This window comes from Acidimicrobiales bacterium, from assembly GCA_025455885.1.
Classification (GTDB): domain Bacteria; phylum Actinomycetota; class Acidimicrobiia; order Acidimicrobiales; family Acidimicrobilacustridaceae; genus Rhabdothermincola_A.
In genome coordinates this window covers 44,646-63,990 of sequence record JALOLR010000002.1, presented here as the reverse complement: position 1 = coordinate 63,990, position 19,345 = coordinate 44,646, and the positions used below count along the sequence as shown (strand labels likewise).

At 71.8% G+C, this 19,345-nt stretch carries 21 protein-coding genes; 14 read left to right on the top strand and 7 right to left on the bottom strand.

The features are described 5' to 3' along the window. Window positions 1–83 precede the first annotated feature (83 nt). From MUE36_01895 to MUE36_01880, 4 genes are read left to right on the top strand one after another with little or no spacing between them, the layout of a single operon-like run. Window positions 84–2,339 carry an ABC transporter permease gene (locus tag MUE36_01895; protein MCU0309680.1) on the top strand — a complete coding sequence of 752 codons (2,256 nt, stop codon included), beginning with the start codon at window positions 84–86 and terminating at the stop codon, window positions 2,337–2,339. Next, window positions 2,336–3,079: an ABC transporter ATP-binding protein gene (locus MUE36_01890; GenBank protein MCU0309679.1), complete on the top strand. Its 744-nt coding sequence runs from the start codon at window positions 2,336–2,338 to the stop codon at window positions 3,077–3,079. The genes MUE36_01895 and MUE36_01890 overlap by 4 nt, the downstream gene beginning before the upstream one ends. Further along, window positions 3,076–3,795 carry an ABC transporter ATP-binding protein gene (locus tag MUE36_01885; GenBank protein MCU0309678.1) on the top strand — a complete coding sequence of 240 codons (720 nt, stop codon included), beginning with the start codon at window positions 3,076–3,078 and terminating at the stop codon, window positions 3,793–3,795. Before MUE36_01890 ends, MUE36_01885 begins: the two co-directional genes overlap by 4 nt. Before the next feature lie 13 nt (window positions 3,796–3,808). Then, window positions 3,809–4,180 (top strand): hypothetical protein, encoded by a 372-nt coding sequence (locus MUE36_01880; GenBank protein ID MCU0309677.1) that lies wholly within the window; start codon window positions 3,809–3,811, stop codon window positions 4,178–4,180. 14 nt (window positions 4,181–4,194) lie between these two features. On the opposite strand, the gene MUE36_01875 is transcribed toward MUE36_01880, so the two are convergent. After that, window positions 4,195–5,385, bottom strand: coding sequence for a cysteine desulfurase (locus tag MUE36_01875; protein MCU0309676.1), 1,191 nt, complete (start codon window positions 5,383–5,385; stop codon window positions 4,195–4,197). 108 nt (window positions 5,386–5,493) lie between these two features. Between MUE36_01875 and MUE36_01870 the strand changes: the two genes are divergently transcribed. After that, window positions 5,494–6,456, top strand: coding sequence for a DUF389 domain-containing protein (locus MUE36_01870; GenBank protein MCU0309675.1), 963 nt, complete (start codon window positions 5,494–5,496; stop codon window positions 6,454–6,456). On the opposite strand, the gene MUE36_01865 is transcribed toward MUE36_01870, so the two are convergent. After that, on the bottom strand, window positions 6,437–7,156 hold the full coding sequence (locus tag MUE36_01865; protein ID MCU0309674.1) for a helix-turn-helix domain-containing protein: 720 nt from the start codon (window positions 7,154–7,156) through the stop codon (window positions 6,437–6,439). The genes MUE36_01870 and MUE36_01865 overlap by 20 nt on opposite strands. An 81-nt stretch (window positions 7,157–7,237) precedes the next feature. On the opposite strand from MUE36_01865, the gene MUE36_01860 reads away from it, so the two are divergent. The 5 genes from MUE36_01860 to MUE36_01840 all read left to right on the top strand — a co-directional run bounded on the left by MUE36_01860 (window position 7,238) and on the right by MUE36_01840 (window position 12,359). After that, on the top strand, window positions 7,238–8,380 hold the full coding sequence (locus tag MUE36_01860) for an Mrp/NBP35 family ATP-binding protein (protein ID MCU0309673.1): 1,143 nt from the start codon (window positions 7,238–7,240) through the stop codon (window positions 8,378–8,380). Between the two features lie 94 nt (window positions 8,381–8,474). Beyond that, window positions 8,475–8,711, top strand: coding sequence for a DUF3107 domain-containing protein (locus tag MUE36_01855; protein MCU0309672.1), 237 nt, complete (start codon window positions 8,475–8,477; stop codon window positions 8,709–8,711). 9 nt (window positions 8,712–8,720) lie between these two features. Continuing rightward, window positions 8,721–9,683, top strand: a complete 963-nt coding sequence (locus MUE36_01850) for an ArsA family ATPase (GenBank protein MCU0309671.1) — start codon at window positions 8,721–8,723, stop codon at window positions 9,681–9,683. Then, complete coding sequence (locus MUE36_01845; protein MCU0309670.1) at window positions 9,683–10,852, top strand: AAA family ATPase; 1,170 nt, start codon at window positions 9,683–9,685, stop codon at window positions 10,850–10,852. Before MUE36_01850 ends, MUE36_01845 begins: the two co-directional genes overlap by 1 nt. A gap of 16 nt (window positions 10,853–10,868) precedes the next feature. After that, complete coding sequence (locus tag MUE36_01840) at window positions 10,869–12,359, top strand: sensor histidine kinase (GenBank protein MCU0309669.1); 1,491 nt, start codon at window positions 10,869–10,871, stop codon at window positions 12,357–12,359. Window positions 12,360–12,433: 74 nt separating this feature from the next. Here the strand turns inward: MUE36_01840 and MUE36_01835 are convergent, their stop codons facing one another. Continuing rightward, a complete protein-coding gene (locus MUE36_01835; GenBank protein MCU0309668.1) occupies window positions 12,434–12,700 on the bottom strand; it encodes a WhiB family transcriptional regulator in 267 nt (88 codons plus the stop codon). A 245-nt stretch (window positions 12,701–12,945) separates the two neighbouring features. Here MUE36_01835 and MUE36_01830 point away from each other — a divergent pair, with 245 nt between their 5' ends. Continuing rightward, window positions 12,946–13,638, top strand: a complete 693-nt coding sequence (locus tag MUE36_01830) for a glycerophosphodiester phosphodiesterase (GenBank protein ID MCU0309667.1) — start codon at window positions 12,946–12,948, stop codon at window positions 13,636–13,638. 127 nt (window positions 13,639–13,765) lie between these two features. Here MUE36_01830 and MUE36_01825 read toward each other — a convergent pair whose 3' ends face one another. Then, window positions 13,766–14,689 (bottom strand): hypothetical protein, encoded by a 924-nt coding sequence (locus tag MUE36_01825; GenBank protein MCU0309666.1) that lies wholly within the window; start codon window positions 14,687–14,689, stop codon window positions 13,766–13,768. 108 nt (window positions 14,690–14,797) lie between these two features. Here MUE36_01825 and MUE36_01820 point away from each other — a divergent pair, with 108 nt between their 5' ends. Together MUE36_01820 and MUE36_01815 are read left to right on the top strand one after the other, a co-directional pair. After that, the gene (locus MUE36_01820; protein ID MCU0309665.1) at window positions 14,798–15,577 is read left to right on the top strand and encodes an electron transfer flavoprotein subunit beta/FixA family protein; all 780 of its coding nucleotides are present in this window, start codon (window positions 14,798–14,800) and stop codon (window positions 15,575–15,577) included. 19 nt (window positions 15,578–15,596) lie between these two features. Then, window positions 15,597–16,562 carry an electron transfer flavoprotein subunit alpha/FixB family protein gene (locus MUE36_01815; protein ID MCU0309664.1) on the top strand — a complete coding sequence of 322 codons (966 nt, stop codon included), beginning with the start codon at window positions 15,597–15,599 and terminating at the stop codon, window positions 16,560–16,562. A 174-nt stretch (window positions 16,563–16,736) separates the two neighbouring features. On the opposite strand, the gene MUE36_01810 is transcribed toward MUE36_01815, so the two are convergent. Genes MUE36_01810 through MUE36_01800 form a run of 3 tightly spaced genes read right to left on the bottom strand, consistent with a single transcriptional unit; the run spans window position 16,737 to window position 18,582 of the window. Next, window positions 16,737–17,447 (bottom strand): SCO1664 family protein, encoded by a 711-nt coding sequence (locus MUE36_01810; GenBank protein ID MCU0309663.1) that lies wholly within the window; start codon window positions 17,445–17,447, stop codon window positions 16,737–16,739. After that, window positions 17,429–17,935: a DUF3090 family protein gene (locus MUE36_01805; GenBank protein MCU0309662.1), complete on the bottom strand. Its 507-nt coding sequence runs from the start codon at window positions 17,933–17,935 to the stop codon at window positions 17,429–17,431. The genes MUE36_01810 and MUE36_01805 overlap by 19 nt, the downstream gene beginning before the upstream one ends. Beyond that, entirely contained in the window at window positions 17,935–18,582 is a 648-nt protein-coding gene (locus MUE36_01800) for an MSMEG_4193 family putative phosphomutase (GenBank protein MCU0309661.1), read from the bottom strand. The genes MUE36_01805 and MUE36_01800 overlap by 1 nt, the downstream gene beginning before the upstream one ends. A 61-nt stretch (window positions 18,583–18,643) precedes the next feature. Here MUE36_01800 and MUE36_01795 point away from each other — a divergent pair, with 61 nt between their 5' ends. Further along, the gene (locus tag MUE36_01795; GenBank protein MCU0309660.1) at window positions 18,644–19,345 is read left to right on the top strand and encodes a uracil-DNA glycosylase; all 702 of its coding nucleotides are present in this window, start codon (window positions 18,644–18,646) and stop codon (window positions 19,343–19,345) included.

The window sequence follows — 19,345 nt, the reverse complement described above, 5'->3', positions numbered from 1 at the left end:
CGGTCCGGGGCCGGCGGCACGCCGCCGGCCCCGCGCCGCTCGTTCCATCCGACTCGAGAGCGCAACCCGGGGGAAGCATGCGGTTGAAGGTCTCACCCAAGTTGTTCGCCGCAGTCGGCGTGGCCCTGTTCACGCTCTACATCGTCGTGGCCAACTGGGGCGGCAACCCCCTCAGCTTCAAGAACATCGCCACCTTCCTGGTGGTCGGCGTCGCCCTCGGGGGCATCTACGCCATCCTCGCCGGGGGCCTGGTGGTCACCTACGCCACCACCGGCATCTTCAACTTCGCCCATGCTGCCATCGGCTGCTTCCTGGCCTTCGTCTACTGGCAGTTCAGCGTCGACTGGGGTCTTCCGGTCCCCGTCTCGCTGGTGATCGTCCTGTTCGTGATCGCCCCCGCCATCGGCATAGGGCTCGACCGGCTCATCATGCGCCGCCTCCGCGACGCCACCCTCGTGGTCCAGCTCATGGTCACGGTCGGCCTGATGCTGGCGTTCATGGGCGTCACCCTCACCATCTGGAAGCCCACCACGGGGCGCACGCTCCCGCAGTTCTTCCGCGACACGAGCGGTGTGCAGATCGGTGACGTCACCGCCACGTGGCACCGCATCATCACCGTGATCGTGGCCATCGGCATCGCCCTCGGCCTGCGCTGGCTGCTCTACCGGACCCGGCTCGGCATCTCCATGCGGGCCGTCGTCGACAGCCGCAGCCTGGCCGGCCTCACCGGCGCCAAGCCCTCTCGGGTCAGCGGGGCGTCGTGGGCACTCGGGTGCATGACCGCCGGCCTGGCCGGCATCCTCATCGCCCCCGAGACCGGCCTCGTGGTCGAGAACCTGGCTCTGCTCATCGTGGTGGCCGCAGCAGCCGCAGCCATCGGGCAGCTCAAGAGCCTTCCGTGGACGATCGCCGGCGGCCTGATCATCGGCCTGGCCAAGGCGTTCGCCGGCGTCTTCCTCAGCTTCGGCGGGGACTGGAGCTACGCGTCGGAGGCCATCCCGGCCGTCATCTTGTTCATCGCCCTGTTGTTCCTCCCCCAGGCCCGCCTGGAGACCGGCAAGGCCAAGCTGACCAAGCGCACGGAACGGCTCACAAAACCGTGGGAGGCGCTCCTCGGTTCGGGCGTGGTCTTCGGCCTCGTGTTCGTGTGGGCCCAGGGGTGGATCCCTTGGTTCGGCACCACGTTCGGCACCCGCTCCGACGTGTGGCTGGGACGGGCCGCCGGCTTCATGGTCCTCGGCGTGATCACCCTCTCGCTGGTGCCGCTCATCGGCTGGGCGGGGCAGGTGAGCTTCGCCAACTTCGCCATCGCCGGCATCGGCGCCGTGCTGTTCAGCCACTTCGGGGGCCAGAACGGCGATCCCATCGGGATCCTGCTCGTCATGGCCGTCTGCGCGCCCCTCGGGCTGTTGGTGGCCCTCCCGGCCCTGCGATTGAAGGGCCTCTATCTGGCCTTGGCCACCTTGGCGTTTGCGGAGTTCGCCGACAAGGTCATCGTGCGCCACCCGAACATGATCGACCCGTCGGCGACCGGCACCCTCTTCGAGCCCCTCCAGCTCTTCGGATTCCAGATCAGCACCGACACGGGCGACCGCCAGGCGTTCGTGATCTTCCTCGCGCTGATCTTCAGCATCTTCATGCTCGGCTTCATGTTGATGCGCCTCACCCGCTTCGCGCGGCGGTGGATCGCCATGTCCGACAGCCCTGCGGCGTCGGCCACCATCGGCGTGAACCTCACGACCCAGAAGATGCTCGTGTTCGCCCTCTCCGGTGCGGTCGCCGGCTTCGCCGGGTGCATGCTCGGGCTGTCCTCGGGGGCGCTGCGGGTCGACTCCTTCCCGCTCTTCGCCGGCCTGCCGCTCGTGCTGCTGCTGGCCGTGCAGGGGGTCCGCTACCCGATCGCCGCCTTCATGGCCGTCATCGGGTTGGCGTCGTTCCCGGCCATCAACGAGTTGTTGGGCAAGCCGTCGTGGCTGACGGCGATCGAGCTCATCGGCCCGGGCCTCGCCGCGGTCACCATGGCCTTCCGGCCCGAGGGAGCGGTCTTCTACGCCGGGCGAGACCTGGCGGGGCTGTTGCCGTGGCGCAAGGACGCCCGGATCGAGAAGGAGCTCCGGTTGGCCGTCGAGCGCGAGCAGAACATCGAGAAGGACGAGATCAACGACCTCGGCCTCACCCGTGCCTTCACCCCCGACAAGATCGCCCAGCTCGACCGGGTGCTCAGCGTGGCCGACGAGGTCGACGAGACGCCGATGGTCCCGGTCGGCGGCAACGGGCACGGCCCTGCACCCGGGGGGAACGGCACACGGTCGGCGTCGTCCGCGGAGGTCCCGGCATGACCGCGCTGTTGACGACCGAGGACGTCGTGGTGCGCTTCGGGGTGCTCCAGGCGGTGTCGAACGCCAGCCTGGAGGTCGAGGCGGGCCGGGTCACCGGGCTCATCGGGCCCAACGGTGCCGGGAAGACGACCTTCTTCAACGTCGTGACGGGGCTCCAGGAGCCCACCTCCGGCAAGGTCTTCCTCGAGGGCGCCGACATCACCGGGAAGAGCCCGTTCAAGCGCGCCCGGCTCGGCATCGCCCGCACGTTCCAGAAGCTCGAGGCCTTCAGCAGCCTCTCGGCCCGCGAGAACGTGCTCGTGGCCGCCGAGCAGCGTCGGGCGTGGGACAAGTCGAAGTTCGACCCTTCCGCCGTGGCCGACGAGATGCTCGCGCGGGTCGGCATCAGCGATGTGGCCGACTTCATGGTGGGCACGCTGCCCACCGGGACCGCCCGCCTCGTCGAGCTGGCCCGGGCCCTGGCCACCGACCCGAAGGTGCTCCTGCTCGACGAGCCGTCCTCGGGCCTCAACGAGGAGGAGACCGAGGACATGGCGGCGCTGTTGCGGCGCCTCGTCGGTGACGGCCTCGCCGTCCTGCTCGTCGAGCACGACATGTCGTTCGTGATGGGCACCTGCGAGTACATCTACGTCCTCGACTTCGGGCGGGTCATCGCCACCGGCACGCCTGCCGAGGTACAGAAGGACCCGACCGTGCAGGCGGCCTACCTGGGCGCCCTCGCCGAGGAGTCGGTGGCATGACCCCCATCCTCGAGCTGCGCGGCGTGCGGGGCGGCTACGGCACCATCGACGTGCTCCACGGCCTCGACCTGACCGTGGAGGCCGGGCAGGTCCACGCCCTCCTCGGACCCAACGGCGCCGGCAAGACCACGACGCTGGCGGTGTGCAGCGGCCAGATCACCCCCTCGGCGGGCCAGCTGCTCATCAGCGGGCGTGAGGTGAACGGGGTGTCGAGCGACAGCCTGGCCCGCGCCGGGGTGTGCCTGGTCCCCGAGGGCCGCGGGATCTTCCCGAACCTCACCGTCACCGAGAACCTGCGCATGTTCACCCACGCCGGGCGCTCGTTCTCCGAGGTCGCCGACAAGGCCTTCACCCAGTTCCCCCGCCTCCAGGAGCGCCGCAGGCAGGTGGCGGGCACGATGTCGGGCGGCGAGCAGCAGATGCTCGCCATGTCGAGGGCGCTGGCCACCGACCCCGCCCTCCTGCTGCTCGACGAGCTGTCCATGGGCCTCGCTCCGCTGATCGTCGAGGAGCTCTACGAGCGGGTGGCCGAGCTGGCCTCCCAGGGCGTGTCGATCCTCGTGGTCGAGCAGTTCGCGCAGGCCGTGCTCGGCGTCTCCGACGTCGCCTCGATCATGTTGCACGGCCGCATCACCCGTACCGGACCACCCGCAGAGATCGCGGAGGAGCTCACCGAGGCCTACCTCGGGTCCGCCGCCGACACCACCCATGCCTGACCAAGGAGAACCCGTGACCGCCACCGACGCCACCTCGACGCCGACCACCCCGTCGCCCCGGCTCCAGGAGTTCCAGAGCGAGGTCGACGAGCTCAAGGTGACCGGAGGCAAGGCCAACCCCGAACGGGTGTGGGTCATCCTCTCGACCATCGGCATGGTCGTCGGGGTCGTCCTCGCCCTCGTGGGATGGATCCTCACCCAGGGCACGACGAGCACCCTCGACTTCGCGAGCTACAACGCGATGGGCAACTTCGGCATCGCCCTGACCTTCGCGTCGGCGGCGGTGTTCACCGTCATGTCGCTGCGCCGCTACTTCCGGTTCTGGCTGGTGCGGCTCATCTTCGAGCTGCGTGAGCAGACCGACGGCATCACCGGCTCTCGCTAGCCTCGCCGCCTCCGTCAGGAGGCGAGGGCCCGCAGGCGGGCGACGACCTCGGGCACGGCCGCCAGCGCGGCGTCCACGTCATCGTCCGTGGTGTCCCACCCCACCGAGAGCCGCAAGGACCGGTGGGCGTCGACCCCCATCGCCTCGAGCACCGGTGACGGCTCGAGCGACTCCGACGAGCACGCGCTCCCGGAGTGGGCGGCGATGCCGGCCTGGTCGAGCCCGAGCAGCACCGCCTGGGGCTCCACCCCGTCGATGGCGACGCAGACGTTGTGGGGGAGCCGACCTCCGTCGGCCGTGTCGCCCAAGGGGTGGACGCCGTCCATCGCCGCCAGCCCGTCGATGAGCCGGCGGGTCTGGGCCATCGACCGGGTCCGCTCGGCGGCGAGCCGTGTCGAACCGTCGGCCGAGGCGGCCAGGAGCGCAGCGGCCGTCGCCCCCAGGCCCACGATGGCCGGCACGTTCTCCAGACCGGCCCGACGGGCCCGCTCCTGGTCCCCGCCCCGGAGCAGCGGGTCCAGTCGCAGCCCCCGGCGGATGAACAGCACCCCTGTGCCGGGGGGCGCGCCGAACTTGTGCCCGCTGGCCGACAGCAGGTCGACGCCCAGCGCCCGAGCGTCGATCGGCACCCGTCCCGCGGCCTGGGCGGCGTCGACGTGCACCAGCACGTCCTGTTCCCGGCAGGCGGCGACCACGGCACTGACCGGCTGCACCGTCGCCACCTCGTGGTTGCCCCACTGCAGGTGCACGAGCGTGGTGGTGTCGTCGACGGAGGCCAACAGCTCGTCGGGATCGACCCGTCCGAGACCGTCGACGCCGACGACCGTCGTGGTGCCGCCGAAGGCGGCGCTGAAGGTCGCGGCCGACTGACGCACCGCGGAGTGCTCGACGGCGGCCAGCACGATGTGGGGTGGCCGACCGCTCTCGACGCTGCGGCGCACCGCCCCCCATGTCGCGGTGGCGATCGACTCGGTGGCGCCGGCGGTGAACACGATCTCTCGACTGCGGGCTCCGAGAAGGGCCGCGACCTCGTCACGGGCCTGCTCGACGGCGACCCTGGCGCGCAGCCCTTCGCTGTGGATCCGGCCGGGATCACCGGCCACCAGGCCCGTGCCGTCGTCCCCCCGGAGCCACGTCACCGTCGCGTCACGGGCCTCCGGGCGCAGCGGCGCCGTCGACGCGTGGTCGAGGTAGTGGCGAACCATCGCCGCAGCCTACGGAGTCGGATCGTGGCCAGATCCCCCGGTCCGCGTCGAGGGTGGTCATCAGGCGTGCCGAACTCGCCGGCCTACGATCCTCCCGGGAGGTGGGTCGTGCTGCATCTGCGCCTGGTCGTGCCGGCGGATCGGACGGACGCGGTCGTCGACCTGCTCACCTCCGATCCCGCCGTGGCGGTGGTGACCCGGGTTCCCGGGGCCGCGGTCGAACCGCCGGGGGACCTCGTCACCGCTGACGTGGTCCGGGAGGGCGCCGACCGGGTCATCGCCGCGCTCCGCTCCTGTGGCCTCCACCACGACGGGTCGATCAACGTCGAGACGACCGAGATGGCGTTGTCCGATGCGGCCATGCGGGCCGAGGAGGCCAGTCCGGGGCTGGGGACGGACGCGTTGGTCTGGGAGGAGGTCGAGGCCCGGGCCCGGGACGAGTCGGCGCCTGCGCCTTCGTACTTCCTGTTGATGGCGTTGGCAGCGATCATCGCCGCCTGCGGCATCATCGTCGACAGCCCGGTGCTCATCGTGGGGGCCATGGTGATCGGTCCCGACTTCGGTCCGGTCGCCGCCATCTGCGTGGCACTCGTGAAGTTCCGCCGAGCCCGGCTCGTCCGCGCCGCGCTCACCCTGGTGCTGGGCCTCACCACCGGCGTGGTGGCGTCGCTGCTGCTCACCCTGGTCCTACGGGCGGCCGGGCTGGTGGAGGACGACTTCGTCCTCGCCGATCGTGGCCTCACCGCCTTCATCTCCCGCCCCGACCTGATCTCCGTCGTCGTCGCGCTGGCGGCGGGCGTGGCGGGCATGCTCACCGTGACCGAGGACCGGGCGGGGGCGTTGGTGGGCGTGCTGGTCTCGGTCACCACGATTCCGGCGGCCGCCAACGTCGGCGTGGCGATGGCGTTGGGTGATCGCTCCGAGGTGTGGGGCTCGAGCCTGCAGCTCCTCGTCAACGTGAGCTGCCTGGTGCTGGCGGGCACCGTCACGCTCGCCGTCCAGCGTCGAATCTGGCAGGCGGTGGAGACGGGTCCGACCCATCCGGGGGAGCTCAGGCCTCGACGGCGGTGATGCAGACGTCGTCGCCCATCGGCAGGGACGCCTCGAGGGCGAGGCTGGCCCCGTCGCCGTAGAGCTCGCTCACCATCCCCTTCATCATGCCCCGGTCGACCGCGCAGATCACCGGGTTGGCCATGACGGCGTCGCCGAAGGGGCAGTGCTCACTCACGATGCGCAGCTCGTTGTTCCGCTTCTCGGCGTGGGCCGCGAAGCCATGGGCGGTGAGCGCGTCGGCAACGGTGTGCAGCGCCGAGCTCACGGAACGCTGGGCGTCGGTCCGGTCGCCGACGCTCGCGGCCATGAGCCGCCCGTACTCGCGGCCGACCTCCTCGGCCATGGCCTCGGCCTGCTCCCGGGGGAGCATGTCGAGGGCCCGCCCGAGGAGGGTGACGAGCACGTCGTCGTGGCGGACGGGCAGGTCGAGGTGGTCGCCCTTGGTCGTCGCCTGGTAGCGCTTCGACGGGCGCCCGGCACCCCCGGTGGGCTTGGCCACGTGGACCTCGAGGTAGCCCCCGCCGGTCAGCTTGTCGAGGTGGTGTCGGGCCACGTTCGGGTGCAGGTCGAAGCGGCGGGCCACCTCGGTGGCGGTCACGCCCTCGGCGCTCGACCGGGCGGCGAGGTAGATCTCCCGGCGGGTGGGGTCGCCGAAGGCCGACGTGATGGCCGTGACCACCGAGGAGAACTCGGTCGGGGTGAGGCTCGCCTGGTCCACCTCGGTATTCTACCTATCGCCGTAGGAGAAATACCGGCTGGGCCCGCCCCGCCGCTCCTCCCCCTCACGCCAGGAGCCCCCATGCCCACCGAAGCCGACGTCATCGAGGCTCTCCGGCCCGTCGAGGACCCCGAGCTGCACCGCAGCATCGTCGACCTCGGGATGGTGCGCGGGGTGGCCATCGACGGGGGGGTGGTGGCGGTGCGCATCGCCCTCACCGTCGCCGGCTGCCCGCTCCGCAACGAGATCCAGAACCGGGTCAGCTCGGCCGTCGAGGCCCTCCCCGGCATCGACCGGACCGAGCTCGACTTCACGGTCATGACCGACACCGAACGGGCCGAGCTGCGCCAGAAGCTCCACGGCGACCCGGCGGCGACGGCCGGCAGCCAGCCGGCGCACGGACACGCCGAGGGACGCACCATCCCGTTCGCCGATCCCGCCAACGCCACCCGGGTGCTGCTCGTCGCCTCCGGCAAGGGGGGCGTCGGCAAGTCGTCGCTCACCGCCAACCTCAGCATCGCCCTCGCCCAGGAGGGCCGCAAGGTGGCCGTCGTCGATGCCGACGTCTGGGGCTTCTCGATCCCGCGGATGCTGGGCGTCGACCGGGCCCCGGTGGTCATCGACGAGATGCTCGTCCCGCCCGAGGTCCACGGGGTGCGTTGCATCTCGATGGGCTTCTTCGTCGAGGAGGACCAGCCGGTCATCTGGCGGGGCCCGATGCTCCACAAGGCCCTCGAGCAGTTCCTCACCGACGTCTTCTGGGACGATCCCGACTACCTCCTGATCGACCTCCCCCCCGGCACCGGCGACATCGCGCTGTCCCTCGCCCAGTTCCTGCCCCGGGCCGAGCTCTACGTCGTCACCACCCCCCAGCCGGCGGCCCAGCGGGTGGCCCAGCGGGTGGCGTTCATGGGCGAGAAGGTGAACCTCCAGGTGCGCGGCGTGATCGAGAACATGTCGTGGTTCACGGGCGACGACGGCACGCGGTACGACCTCTTCGGATCCGGCGGCGGCGCCGACCTCGCCGAGCGCCTCGAGGTGCCCCTCCTCGGCCAGGTGCCCCTGGTGCAGGCTCTCCGGGAGGGCTCCGATTCGGGTCGGCCGATCATGGCCACCGACCCCACCAGCGAGGCGGCCGAGGCCGTCCGGGCCATCGCCCGTCGCATCGACGTCGAGCTGGCCCCCACCCGTCGCTACAACCCCGGCCTCAAGCTGCTGTCCTGAAGGAGGGAGCGGCGGCGACCCCCGCCTAGGCTGACCCCGTGCCCACCGGCCGGCGGGCACGCCCCGCCCGAACGACCCTCGCAGGAGTGCCCCCGTGGACGTCCGCATCGGTGTGACCCACACCCCCAAGGAGATCGACGTCGAGCTCCCGTCCGACGCCGACCGCGACGAGCTTCGCGACTCGATCGAGAAGGTCCTGGGCGACGACGACGCCGTGCTCTGGCTCACCGACCGCCACGGACGGCTGATCGGCGTTCCGGGCGCCAAGATCGCCTACATCGAGCTCGGCAGCCCCGACAGCGAGCGGCGCATCGGCTTCGGCGCCGGCTGAGCCGGCGCCGTGGACCGCCCGCCCCGGCTCGAGCTGCTCGAGCGTCGACTGCTGTTCGTCACCGGGAAGGGCGGCGTCGGCAAGACCAGCGTCGCCGCCGCCCTCGGGCTCCTCGCCGCCGAGCGCGGGCAGCGGACGCTGATCGTCGAGATCGACGCCAAGGGCTCGCTGAGCGACGTCTTCGAGTCCGGTCCGATGGCCTTCGCACCGCGGCAGCTGGCTCCGAACCTGTTCGCCATGGCGATGGACACCGAGGAGTCGCTCAAGGAGTACCTGCGCCTCCAGCTCCGGGTGCCGTTGCTCGGACGGATCGGCCCGTTGGCCAAGTCGCTCGACTTCGTGGCCACCGCTGCGCCCGGGGTCAAGGAGATCCTCACGGTCGGCAAGATCGCGTGGGAGGTCAAGGAGCGCCACTACGACCTCGTCGTCGTCGACGCATCGGCCACCGGCCACGTGGTGGGCCAGTTGGCCGCGCCGGAGGCGATCAACGACCTGGTGAAGGTGGGTCGTGTGCGCGACCAGACCCGATGGATGCTCGACCTGTTGTCCGACCCCGTGATCACCGGTGCGGTGGTGGTGGCCACGCCCGAGGAGATGCCGGTCACCGAGACCCTCGAGCTCGTCGACCGGCTCGAGACCGAGACCCAGGTGCCGCTCGCCGCAGTCGTCGTGAACAAGGTCCTCCCCGAGCTGTTCGGCCGGGGTGAGGAGGAGGTCTTCGACCGCCTCCAGGCGCCCGAGTGGTCCGACCCCCTCTCGGCGGCCGTCGGCGGACCGGTGGACCCCGTGTTCGACGGAGCCCGCCTCGCCGTCACGCTGCGGCGGACCCGTGCCGAGCACATCACGCGGCTGCGCGATGCCCTGCCCGCGAACCTGGCGCTTCTCTACGTGCCCTACCTCTTCACCCGAGCCCACGGTCTGCGGGCCACCCACAACATCGCCGACGCGCTCGGCGCCGAGCTGGGGTACTGATGCCGCCGGCCGTCCCTCCCGGGCTGCAGCCGCTGCTGGCGTCGCGCGAGATCGTCATCACCTGCGGGTCGGGGGGCGTCGGCAAGACCACGATGGCGGCGTCGTTGGCGGCCATGGCGGCGGCGAACCTGGGCGGCAAGGTGCTCGTGCTCACGGTCGACCCCGCCCGCCGGCTGGCCAGCGCGCTCGGGCTCGAGCAGTTCGGCAACGTCGAGACGAGGGTGCCCGACGAGCTCTTCACGGCCGCCGGGGTCCAGCCTCACGGCGAGCTGTGGGCGGCGATGCTCGATACGAAGGAGTCGTGGGACGCCCTGGTGCGCGCCCACGCCCCCGACGCCCGCACCCGCGACCAGATCCTGGCCAACCCGCTCTACCGCAACATCACCGGGAAGTTCGTCCAGAGCCACGACTACATCGCCATGGAGCGGCTCTACGAGATCCACCAGTCGGGCCGCTACGACCTGATCGTGGTCGACACCCCGCCGACCCGCAACGCCATCGACTTCCTCGAGGCCCCCGAGCGGATGGCCGACTTCTTCTCCTCCCGATTGCTGAGGTGGCTCATCACCCCGGCGCGTTCCCGGTTCCTCAACGCCGCTTCGCGACCCTTCTACTCAGTCGCCGACCGGATCCTCGGGTCGCAGTTCCTGGCCGACATCGCCGAGTTCTTCCTGCTCTTCCAGAGCATGTACGACGGGTTCGTCGAGCGGGCGGAGGCGGTGAGCCGAACCCTGTCGGACCGCCGGACGAGCTTCGTCGTGGTGTCCACGCTCGAGGACGGTCCGGTGCGCGAGGCCGACTTCTTCATCACCGAGCTGCAGCGCCGCGAGCTCAACCTGGGGGCGTTGGTGCTCAACAAGGTGCTGCCTCCCTGGTTCACCGACGACGCCGCCTGCGAGGTCGCCAACGCCCTCGTCGGGGGGCACGAGAAGCTCGCCGAGGTCCTCGGGGCCGGCCGTCCGCACGGTCCCGGCGAGCCCGCCCAGGTGGGCCGTGTCCTGCGCGAGGTCGGCCAGAGCTTCCTCGACTACCGCGTCGTGGCCACCCGCGAAGCCGAGCAGGCCGCCGAGCTCGGCCGCCACACCGAGATGACGGTCATGGCGCCCTACCTGGACCACGACGTCGCCGACCTGGCCGGGCTCCTCGCCCTCGGCCAGCGCGTCTGGTAGCCGGGACGGGTCCACGATGGCCAGCCTCGCCGAGCTCGCCCGGTCGCACACCCGCCTCGGCCCCCGGGAGGTCGACCACCTCCAACGCCTGGTGGCGTCGTGGGGCCTCCTCGCCGACCTGTGCTTCGCCGACCTGATGCTGTTCGTGGCCGGCGACCGCGATCCGGACGCGGGCCCGGGCTCCGAACCCCCGCTGCTGGTGGTGGGCCAGATCCGCCCGACCACCAGCCAGACCCTCTTCCTGCAGGACTGGGTGGGCCGGGTCGTCCCCGCCGTCGACCGACCGTTCGTGTCACGCAGCCTCGCTTCCGGGACGATCATGGAGGGCGAGTCGCGTGCCGAGATCCGCCACGAGCCCGTCCGCGAGCTGTGCATCCCCGTCGCCTTCGCCGGCCGGACCGTCGGCGTGCTCACCAAGGTGTCCACGCCCACCGTCGGGCGCCAACCCGGCGAGCTCGAGCGCACCTACGTCGAGGTCTTCCACCGCTTCGCCCGGATGATCGCCGCCGGGGCCTTCCCGTTCGCCGGCGAGCTGGGCCCGACCGAGGAGGCTCCCCGGGTCGGCGACGGCGTCATCCTGCTCGACGCCACGATGCGCGTCGCCTACTCCTCGCCGAACGGCGTCTCGGCCCTGCACCGGGTCGGGGTGCACGCCAACACCGAGGGGATGCGCTTCGGCGAGCTGGGCCTGCCCGAGGCGGCCATGCGCATCGCCTACGCCCAGGCCCGCCCCGCCACCGAGGAGATCGAGCGAGGCCCCGAGATCACGGTCCTCATGCGCTTCATACCCCTCGTCGAGACGTCCGAGGTGAGCGGTGCGCTGGTGTTGCTGCGTGACATCTCCGAGCTGCGCCGGCGGGACCGGCTCCTGCTCAGCAAGGACGCCACCATCCGGGAGATCCACCACCGGGTGAAGAACAACCTCCAGACCATCTCCTCGCTCCTGCGCCTCCAGGGCCGACGCCTGTCGTCACCCGAGGCGAAGGCCGCCATCGAGGAGTCCGTGCGCCGGATCCGTTCGATCGCCCTGGTGCACGAGACCCTCTCCTACGAGGCCGGCGACGACGTGCCCTTCATCGAGATCGTGCGGCCCCTGATCCGCATGGTCGAGGAGGGCCTGATCGCTCCCGACGAGCCCATCCGGTTCTCCATCCGTGGCGACGCAGGGACGCTCCCGGCCACGGTGGCCACCCCCATGGCCGTGGCCCTGACCGAGCTGTTGCAGAACGTCGTCGAGCACGCCTACGCCGACGGGGTGGAGGGAGAGGGCCACGTCGTGGTCGACATGCGTCGCGACGACGGCGGGCTCACGGTGACGGTCAGCGACGACGGTGTGGGCCTGCGCGAGGGGTTCGACCTGGAGACCTCGACGGGGCTCGGGCTGTCGATCGTGCGGACCCTGGTGACCACCGAGCTGGCCGGCACCATCGAGATGGTCCGCGGGGAGGGGCCGCCGGGGCGCACCGGCACGGTGGCCCGGGTGGTCGTCCCCCTCGACGCGGGCTGAGGACGCGAAGCGGCCTCCCCGGAGGGAGGCCGTCGGTGGTGCGGGGGACCGGCGGCGGCCGGTCGGGGTTCGGGTCAGGAGGCGCGGCGCCGGGCGCTCAGCCACTGGCGTCGGATCTTGCGGCGCTCCTCCTCGGAGGTGCCGCCCCAGATCCCCGAGTCCTGGTTCGTCGTCAGGGCGAAGTCGAGGCACGGGTCCTTGGCCTCGCAGGTGTCGCACACCGCCTTGGCGCTCTCGATCTGCTCGACGGCGGGACCGGTGGTCCCGACCGGGAAGAACAGGTCGGGGTCGGTGTCGCGGCAGGCCGACAGGTCACGCCAGTCGTCGGACGCGGCGGACAGGGACAACGAGCGGGACGTGGTGAGGGCCACGGTGCCTCCACTGATCGGGCCCACGACGACGAGGGCCGAACGCCCGAGCAATCGTGAAGCTGTTCACATGCCACCGCGATGCACGCATCCGTGTGGCTGGGACCTCTGGAACTTATCGGTCCCGGGAGTGCTTGACAAGGGTCACCTTCGTCACATCCTGATCACCGCGGGGCGTGGTCGAGCGGGCGCCCGGAGGGGTGTCGTAGCGTCGGGAGATGACCGTCGTCACCGCCCACCGCGGCGCCTCGGCCGCCCACCCTCCGGGCAACACGCTGGCCGCCTTCCGGGGCGCCCGGGCGCAGGGCGCCGACTGGGTCGAGCTCGACGTCCGCCGCACCGCCGACGGTGTGGTGGTGGTCCACCACGACGAGCACCTCCCCGACGGACGGGCCCTTGCCGCCACGGTCGCCGACCGCCTCCCCGACTGGGTGCCGACGCTGCGGGCGTCGCTCGAGGCGTGCGCCGGGATGGGGGTGAACGTCGAGATCAAGGCCGACGACCCGGCCCCCACGACCGCCGCCGGGGCGAGCCTCGTGGCCGACACGATCGCCGTGCTCCACGACCCCGGCCCCGTCACGGGGCTCGTCGTGTCGTGTTTCGACTGGTCGGTCGTGGACCGTGTCCGCGCCGAGGCGCCCGGGTTGGCGACCGCTTTGTTGGCCTTCGACCTCGACCGGGAACCCGACCCGATCGCCGCGGCCGTCGCCCGAGGGCACCGAGGCGTGAACCCGTGGGATCCCTTCGTGACCCCCGACCTCGTGGTCCGGGCCCACGCCGCCGGCATCGAGGTGCACGCCTGGACGGTCGACGACCCCCTCCGCATGGCGGACCTCGTGACGATGGGCGTCGACGGGATCATCACCAACGTGCCCGACGTCGCCCGGGCCGTGGTCGACGGGTTCCGGTGAGCCGACGGGCGACGCCCGACCAGTTCACGACGCCCGGTCTGTCCGCGACGCCCGGTCAGGCCGCGACGCCCGGTCAGGCCGCGACGCCCGGTCAGGCCGCGACGCCCGGTCAGGCCGCGACGCCCGGTCAGGCCATGGTGGGCACGACCAGGGCGAGCGCGTCCGGTTCGTGGCGCAACGTGAGCTGCTCGACCTCGCCCAGGTAGTCGCCGTCGACCTGGTAGGGGAACGGCCCGTACCCGTCGACCTCGATCGACGTGACGTCGTCGCCGACGGCCACGTGACGGCTCCGACGCATCCGCCGTCCCGAGCCGAGGGCGGAGGCCAGGACACCGAGCAACGGGATCGCGTCGAGCGTGCGCAACGTGACCACGAAGAGGGCGTTGTCGAGGTCGGCACCGGGGGCGACGGTGAAGGGCCGGGTGCCGACGAACGTGTACGGATCGGTGTTCTCGCAGATGGCGAACACCCCGTCGTCGACGGTGGTGCGTCCTTCGATGCGGACCGCGAAGCGGGGTCGGTCGCGCTCGTAGTGGCGCAACCAGGTGTCCACTCCGGCCCACGCGAAGAGCGCGTGGCTCGCCCAGCGCTTCAGCGAGCCGCGCCGCTCCACCTGGGCGACCACGGCGGCGTCGAAGCCGATGCCCACGTGGAAGAGGAAGTAGCGGCCGTTGGCCACACCGAGACCGACACGGCGGATGGCCCCCCGCGCCAATGCGTCGAGCAGCACGCCGGTCGCCTCGATCGGGTCGTCGGGCAGGCCGAGCGTCCGCGCGAAGACGTTGGTCGAACCGCCGGGGAGCGCCGCCAGCGCGGTGTCCGTGCCGGCGAGGCCGTTGGCGGCCTCGTTCAGGGTCCCGTCCCCACCGAGCACCACGACCAGGTCGGCGCCGTCGGCCGCCGCGCCCCTCGCCAGGCGCGTGGCGTGCCCGCGACGGGAGGTCTCGGCCACGGTGACGCGGTGGTCGGCCGCCAGGGCCTTGGCGATGACCACCCGGCCCCGGGCGGTGACCGACGAGGCGGAGGCGTTGACGATGAGCAGGATGCGCACGAGACGGCGACGGTAGCGGAGGCCCGACCGGCCCGCCTCCGCCGTCCCCTGCCCCGAGCACCCCGCGGAATTTGGCCCACAGCCGACTGACGGCCGAGAATGGCGGGCATGAACGTCGTCGTCTGCGTCAAGCAGATCCCGGACCCGGCTGACCCGGGTTCGTTGGATCCCACCACCAAGACCCTCGATCGGAGCGGCAAGCTCATCCTCGACGAGTCGGACTCCTACGGGGTCGAGATGGCCCTCCAGCTCGTCACCGCGGCCGGGGGCGGCGAGGTCACCCTCGTCTCCATGGCCCCGAACGACGAGGTGAGCGGGCTGCGCACCGCCCTCGCCATGGGCGCCGCCAAGGCCATCCTCGTCAGCGACCCCGCCCTCGCCGGGACCGACGCCCTCGGCACCGCCAAGGTGCTGGCCAAGGCCGTCGAGCGGGTGGAGGGCGCCGACCTCGTGCTCACCGCCACCGAGTCGAGCGACGGCTACACGGGCACGGTGCCCGAGCAGATCGCCGCGCTGCTCGACCTCCCGTCGGTCACCTTCGCCAAGCAGATCGAGGTCGACGGCACCACCGCCAAGGTGCAGCGCCAGACCGACAACGGCTACGACGACGTCGAGTGCCCGCTGCCCGCCGTCGTGTCGGTCACCGCCGGCGTGGTGGAGCCCCGCTACCCGTCGTTCAAGGGGATCATGGCCGCCAAGTCGAAGCCGGTCGAGAACCTGACCGTCGCCGACCTCGGGCTCGACGGCCAGGTCGGCTGGGCGGGCGCCCGCCAGGAGATCGTCTCGATCGAGGACGCCCCGGCCCGTGAGGCCGGCGAGGTCGTCGAAGACGACGGCACCGGCTTCGAGAAGATCGTCGCCTACCTCGACAACCTCAAGGTCATCTAGGTCACAGGAGAACATGACAATGACGCTTCCCAAGATCTGGGTGTTCGCCGAGGCGGCCGACGCCACGCCGAGCTCCGCCACCCTCGAGCTCCTCACCAAGGCCCGCGAGCTCGGCGACACCGTCGAGGCCGTCTACGCCGGCGGCGACGCCGATGCCGTGGCCGCCGTGCTCGGCGAGTACGGCGCCACGAAGGTGCTGACCACCGGTGACCTCGGCGGGGCGCTCCCCGGCGTCCCCGTCGCCGGTGCCCTCGCCGACGCCGTGGCGACCCACGCCCCCGACGCCATCCTCTTCCCGACCTCCTACACCGGTCGTGACGTCGCCGGTCGGCTCTCCGTGAAGCTCGACCGGACCGTCATCACCAACAACGTCGACGTCGAGGTCGAGGGCTCCAGCCTCGTCACCACCGAGCCGGTCTTCGGCGGTTCGACCAACGTGAAGACGACCTTCACCTCGGATGGCCCCTACCTGGTCCTCGTCCGCCCGAAGTCCTTCGCGGCCGAGCCGTCCGGTGGCGCACCGGCCGGGGTCGAGACGATCGCCGTGCCGGACTCCGGCCGCAGCGGGGGGGCCACGATCGTCAACCGGCACGTCGAGGAGCGCTCCGGCCCCTCCCTCGACGAGGCCGCGATCGTCGTCGCCGGCGGGCGAGGGCTCGGCGAGAGCGAGAAGTTCGAGATGATCGAGGACCTCGCCAAGGCGCTCAAGGGCGCCCCGGGTGCGAGCCGCGCCATCGTCGACGCCGGTTGGGTGCCCTACAGCTACCAGGTCGGCCAGACCGGCAAGGTGGTCAAGCCGACCGTCTACATCGCCGCGGGCATCTCCGGGGCCACGCAGCACATGGTCGGGATGAAGGGCTCCAAGAACATCATCGCCATCAACAAGGACGCCGAGGCCCCCATCTTCGGGATCAGCGACCTGGGCATCGTGGGCGACGTGCACAAGGTGCTCCCCGCCCTCCTCGAGGCGCTCAACGGCCGCTGACCCGGCTCCCCGTTCCCTGCGGGTGGCGCCGCCAGGTCGCCACCCGCTCAGGGGGTGTGGGGGCATCGCCCCCGCACAGGGCCTGCAGGAGGGTTCCCCTCCGAGGGGCCTGAGCGCCGAGCGGAGCTCGGGTCGGTCAACTCGCCGGGGAACCTCCGGTTCCGCGTGCGCGACCTAGACCAGGGGCCAGGGGTAGCGCTGCCCGCTCGGGTCGGTGGGGAGCTCGCCGTTGCGCACCAGCGCTCTCGCCCGGGCCTGGAGCGCGTCACGTTCGAACACCCCGAGCAGCGCAACGAGCGCCTCGGGGAGGTCGTCCGAGGCCAGGCGATCGAGGTCGGCGAGCACGGCGTCGTCGAGCGGCTCGCCGGCGAACTCCCAGATGACGGTGCGCAGCTTGAAGTCGGCGTGGAACGACAACCCGTTGTCGATCCCCCAGATGTGACCGTCGCCGTCGATGAGGCAGTGGCCGCTCTTGCGGTCGGTGTTGTTGGCGACGAAGTCGAAGGCGGCCATGCGACGGAACGTCTCGTGGTGGGCCTCGTCCTCGACGAGGGTGAAGTAGTGCTGCTCGAAGTCGGCGTCGACGAACGCCTGGAGCGACCCCACCCCGAGAGGGCCCTCGTCGCGGACGATCGTGAGGGGGACGAGCTCCCAGCCCAGCGCCGTGCTCAGCTCGTGGGCGGCCACCTCCCGCCGGTAGAGGCCGTCGGGGAAGTCCCACAAGGGTCGCTCGCCGCGGTGGGGCTTGTAGATCGCCTTCGTCGTCCGGCCGTCCAGGCAGGCCTCGGCGAGGAAGGTCCCGTTGGAGCTCCAGGGCATCCGCCCGAGGATCTCGAGCCGTCCTCGCTCCAGCAGCTCCCGGTCGCTCAGTTCATGCGGGGGCACGCATGCCTCCCGGGGCCCATGGGCTGGCCGCACAGAGGGCACGGCGGGCGCCCCGCCGCCACCAGCTCGCGCCCGGCACGGATGAAGCCGGCGACCTGGGCGCGGGTCATCCGGATGCGGGCCGTGGGAAGTCCCTCGTCGAGCCCGTCCTCGTCCGCGGCGTCCTCGAACGGCTCGGCGACGATCAGAATCCGGTCGTCGTCCTCTTCGTAGGCGACGGCCAGAGACCCGATCGGCCACGACGTGATGGCCGACTGCGGGTCGGGGGGCCCGCACGCCGCGGGGATGTCGGCCTCGGCGATGGGCGGGAGGTCGGCGAGGATGCCGGCGAGGTAGTCGCACAGCGCCGCCACCTGCGATTTCTCGAGCTTGAAGAGGACGGGCACCCGGTCGTGCACGACGTGCAGCAGGAAGAGGCGGTCACCCGGTTCGCCGATCGTGCACGGCATCACCAGGTCGGGGCTCGGGAAGTCGAACGACTCGATCATCACGACAGACCGAGCGTGGTGAGGTCGTCGCCGGTGGAGTTGGCGGCCAGCACCGCCGGCCCGCCGGCCCCGTAGAGCACCACCGAGATCGAGCAGGGCGACACGACGATCCGCTGGAAGAGGTCGAGGTGGGTGCCGAGGGCCTGGGCGAGCGCGCCCTTGATGGGGTCGGCATGGGAGACCGCCACGATCGTCTCGCCGGGGTGGCGGGCCACCAGGCGGTCGATCGTCGAGCACATCCGGGTCTGCATCTCCACGAACGACTCACCGCCGGGGAAGCGGAACCCACTCGGGTAGCGCTGCACCGTCGTCCACTCCGGGAGCTTGTTGAGCTTGGAGAGCTTCTCGCCCGTCCAGTCGCCGAAGTCGCACTCGAGCAGACCGCGCTCGCGGATCACCCGCAGCCCTCGTGCCGCGGCGATCGGCGCGGCCGTCTCGCGGGCCCGCTCGAGCGGTGACGCGTAGACCGCCGTGACCTTCTTCAGCGCGGCGATGCGCTCGGCGGCTCGTTGCGCCTGGGCCCGTCCGCTGTCCGCCAGGTGGAGCCCCTTGGCCCGTCCGGGAAGGGTGGTGCCCGTCGTCGGCGTCTGGCCGTGGCGCACCAGGAGCACCATCGTCGGCGGAGGGGTCGTGCGTCGGGGAGCCATGAGCGGGGTCACGATACCGAGGTCGTCCCCGAGGACCGACCTGGCTGGGTACGGTCCGTCGGTGCACGATTCGCTCGAGACGGTGGCCGCAGACGTCGTCGCGTGCGATCGGTGCCCCCGACTGGTGGCGTGGCGGGCCCAGGTGGCGCGCGAGCGGCGGGCGGCCTACGCCGACCAGGAGTACTGGGGTCGGCCCGTGCCCGGGTTCGGCGACCCCGACGCCCGCATCGTCGTCGTCGGCCTGGCGCCCGCCGCGCACGGCGCCAACCGGACCGGGCGCATGTTCACCGGGGACCGCTCGGGTGACTGGCTCTTCGGCGCGATGTGGCGGGCCGGCCTGGCCAACCAACCGGAGAGCCGCCACCGCGACGACGGGCTCGGGCTGCGGGGAGCGTGGGTCACCGCCCCCGTGCGCTGCGCACCGCCGGCCAACCGACCCACGGCCGACGAACGCGCCGCGTGCGCCCCGTTCCTGCGCCGGGAGCTCGCCCTGCTGCGGTCGATGCGGGTCGTCGTGGCGCTCGGCGGAGTGGGCTTCGCGGCCGTCGCCGCCCACTTCGACCTCCGCCCCCGCCCCCGGTTCGGCCACGGGGTCGAGGTGGCGCTCGGGTCGGGCCTCACCCTGCTCGGCTGCTACCACGTGAGCCAGCAGAACACGTTCACCGGGCGCCTCACCGAGCCGATGCTCGACGCGGCGTTCGAGCGCGCCGCCACCCTCGCAGGGCTGCGTGGCCCCGTCCCCGATTCCGGGTCGTCACGGTGA

Bases quoted from the DNA above. Each gene is read 5' to 3' on its own strand.
- MUE36_01860 (MCU0309673.1), top strand. From the start codon at position 7,238: ATGCCCACCGAAGCCGACGTCATCGAGGCTCTCCGGCCCGTCGAGGAC.
- MUE36_01820 (MCU0309665.1), top strand. From the start codon at position 14,798: ATGAACGTCGTCGTCTGCGTCAAGCAGATCCCGGACCCGGCTGACCCG.
- MUE36_01890 (MCU0309679.1), top strand. From the start codon at position 2,336: ATGACCGCGCTGTTGACGACCGAGGACGTCGTGGTGCGCTTCGGGGTG.
- MUE36_01815 (MCU0309664.1), top strand. From the start codon at position 15,597: ATGACGCTTCCCAAGATCTGGGTGTTCGCCGAGGCGGCCGACGCCACG.
- MUE36_01805 (MCU0309662.1), bottom strand. From the start codon at position 17,935: ATGATCGAGTCGTTCGACTTCCCGAGCCCCGACCTGGTGATGCCGTGC.
- MUE36_01830 (MCU0309667.1), top strand. From the start codon at position 12,946: ATGACCGTCGTCACCGCCCACCGCGGCGCCTCGGCCGCCCACCCTCCG.
- MUE36_01800 (MCU0309661.1), bottom strand. From the start codon at position 18,582: ATGGCTCCCCGACGCACGACCCCTCCGCCGACGATGGTGCTCCTGGTG.
- MUE36_01845 (MCU0309670.1), top strand. From the start codon at position 9,683: ATGCCGCCGGCCGTCCCTCCCGGGCTGCAGCCGCTGCTGGCGTCGCGC.
- MUE36_01885 (MCU0309678.1), top strand. From the start codon at position 3,076: ATGACCCCCATCCTCGAGCTGCGCGGCGTGCGGGGCGGCTACGGCACC.
- MUE36_01840 (MCU0309669.1), top strand. From the start codon at position 10,869: ATGGCCAGCCTCGCCGAGCTCGCCCGGTCGCACACCCGCCTCGGCCCC.
- MUE36_01875 (MCU0309676.1), bottom strand. From the start codon at position 5,385: ATGGTTCGCCACTACCTCGACCACGCGTCGACGGCGCCGCTGCGCCCG.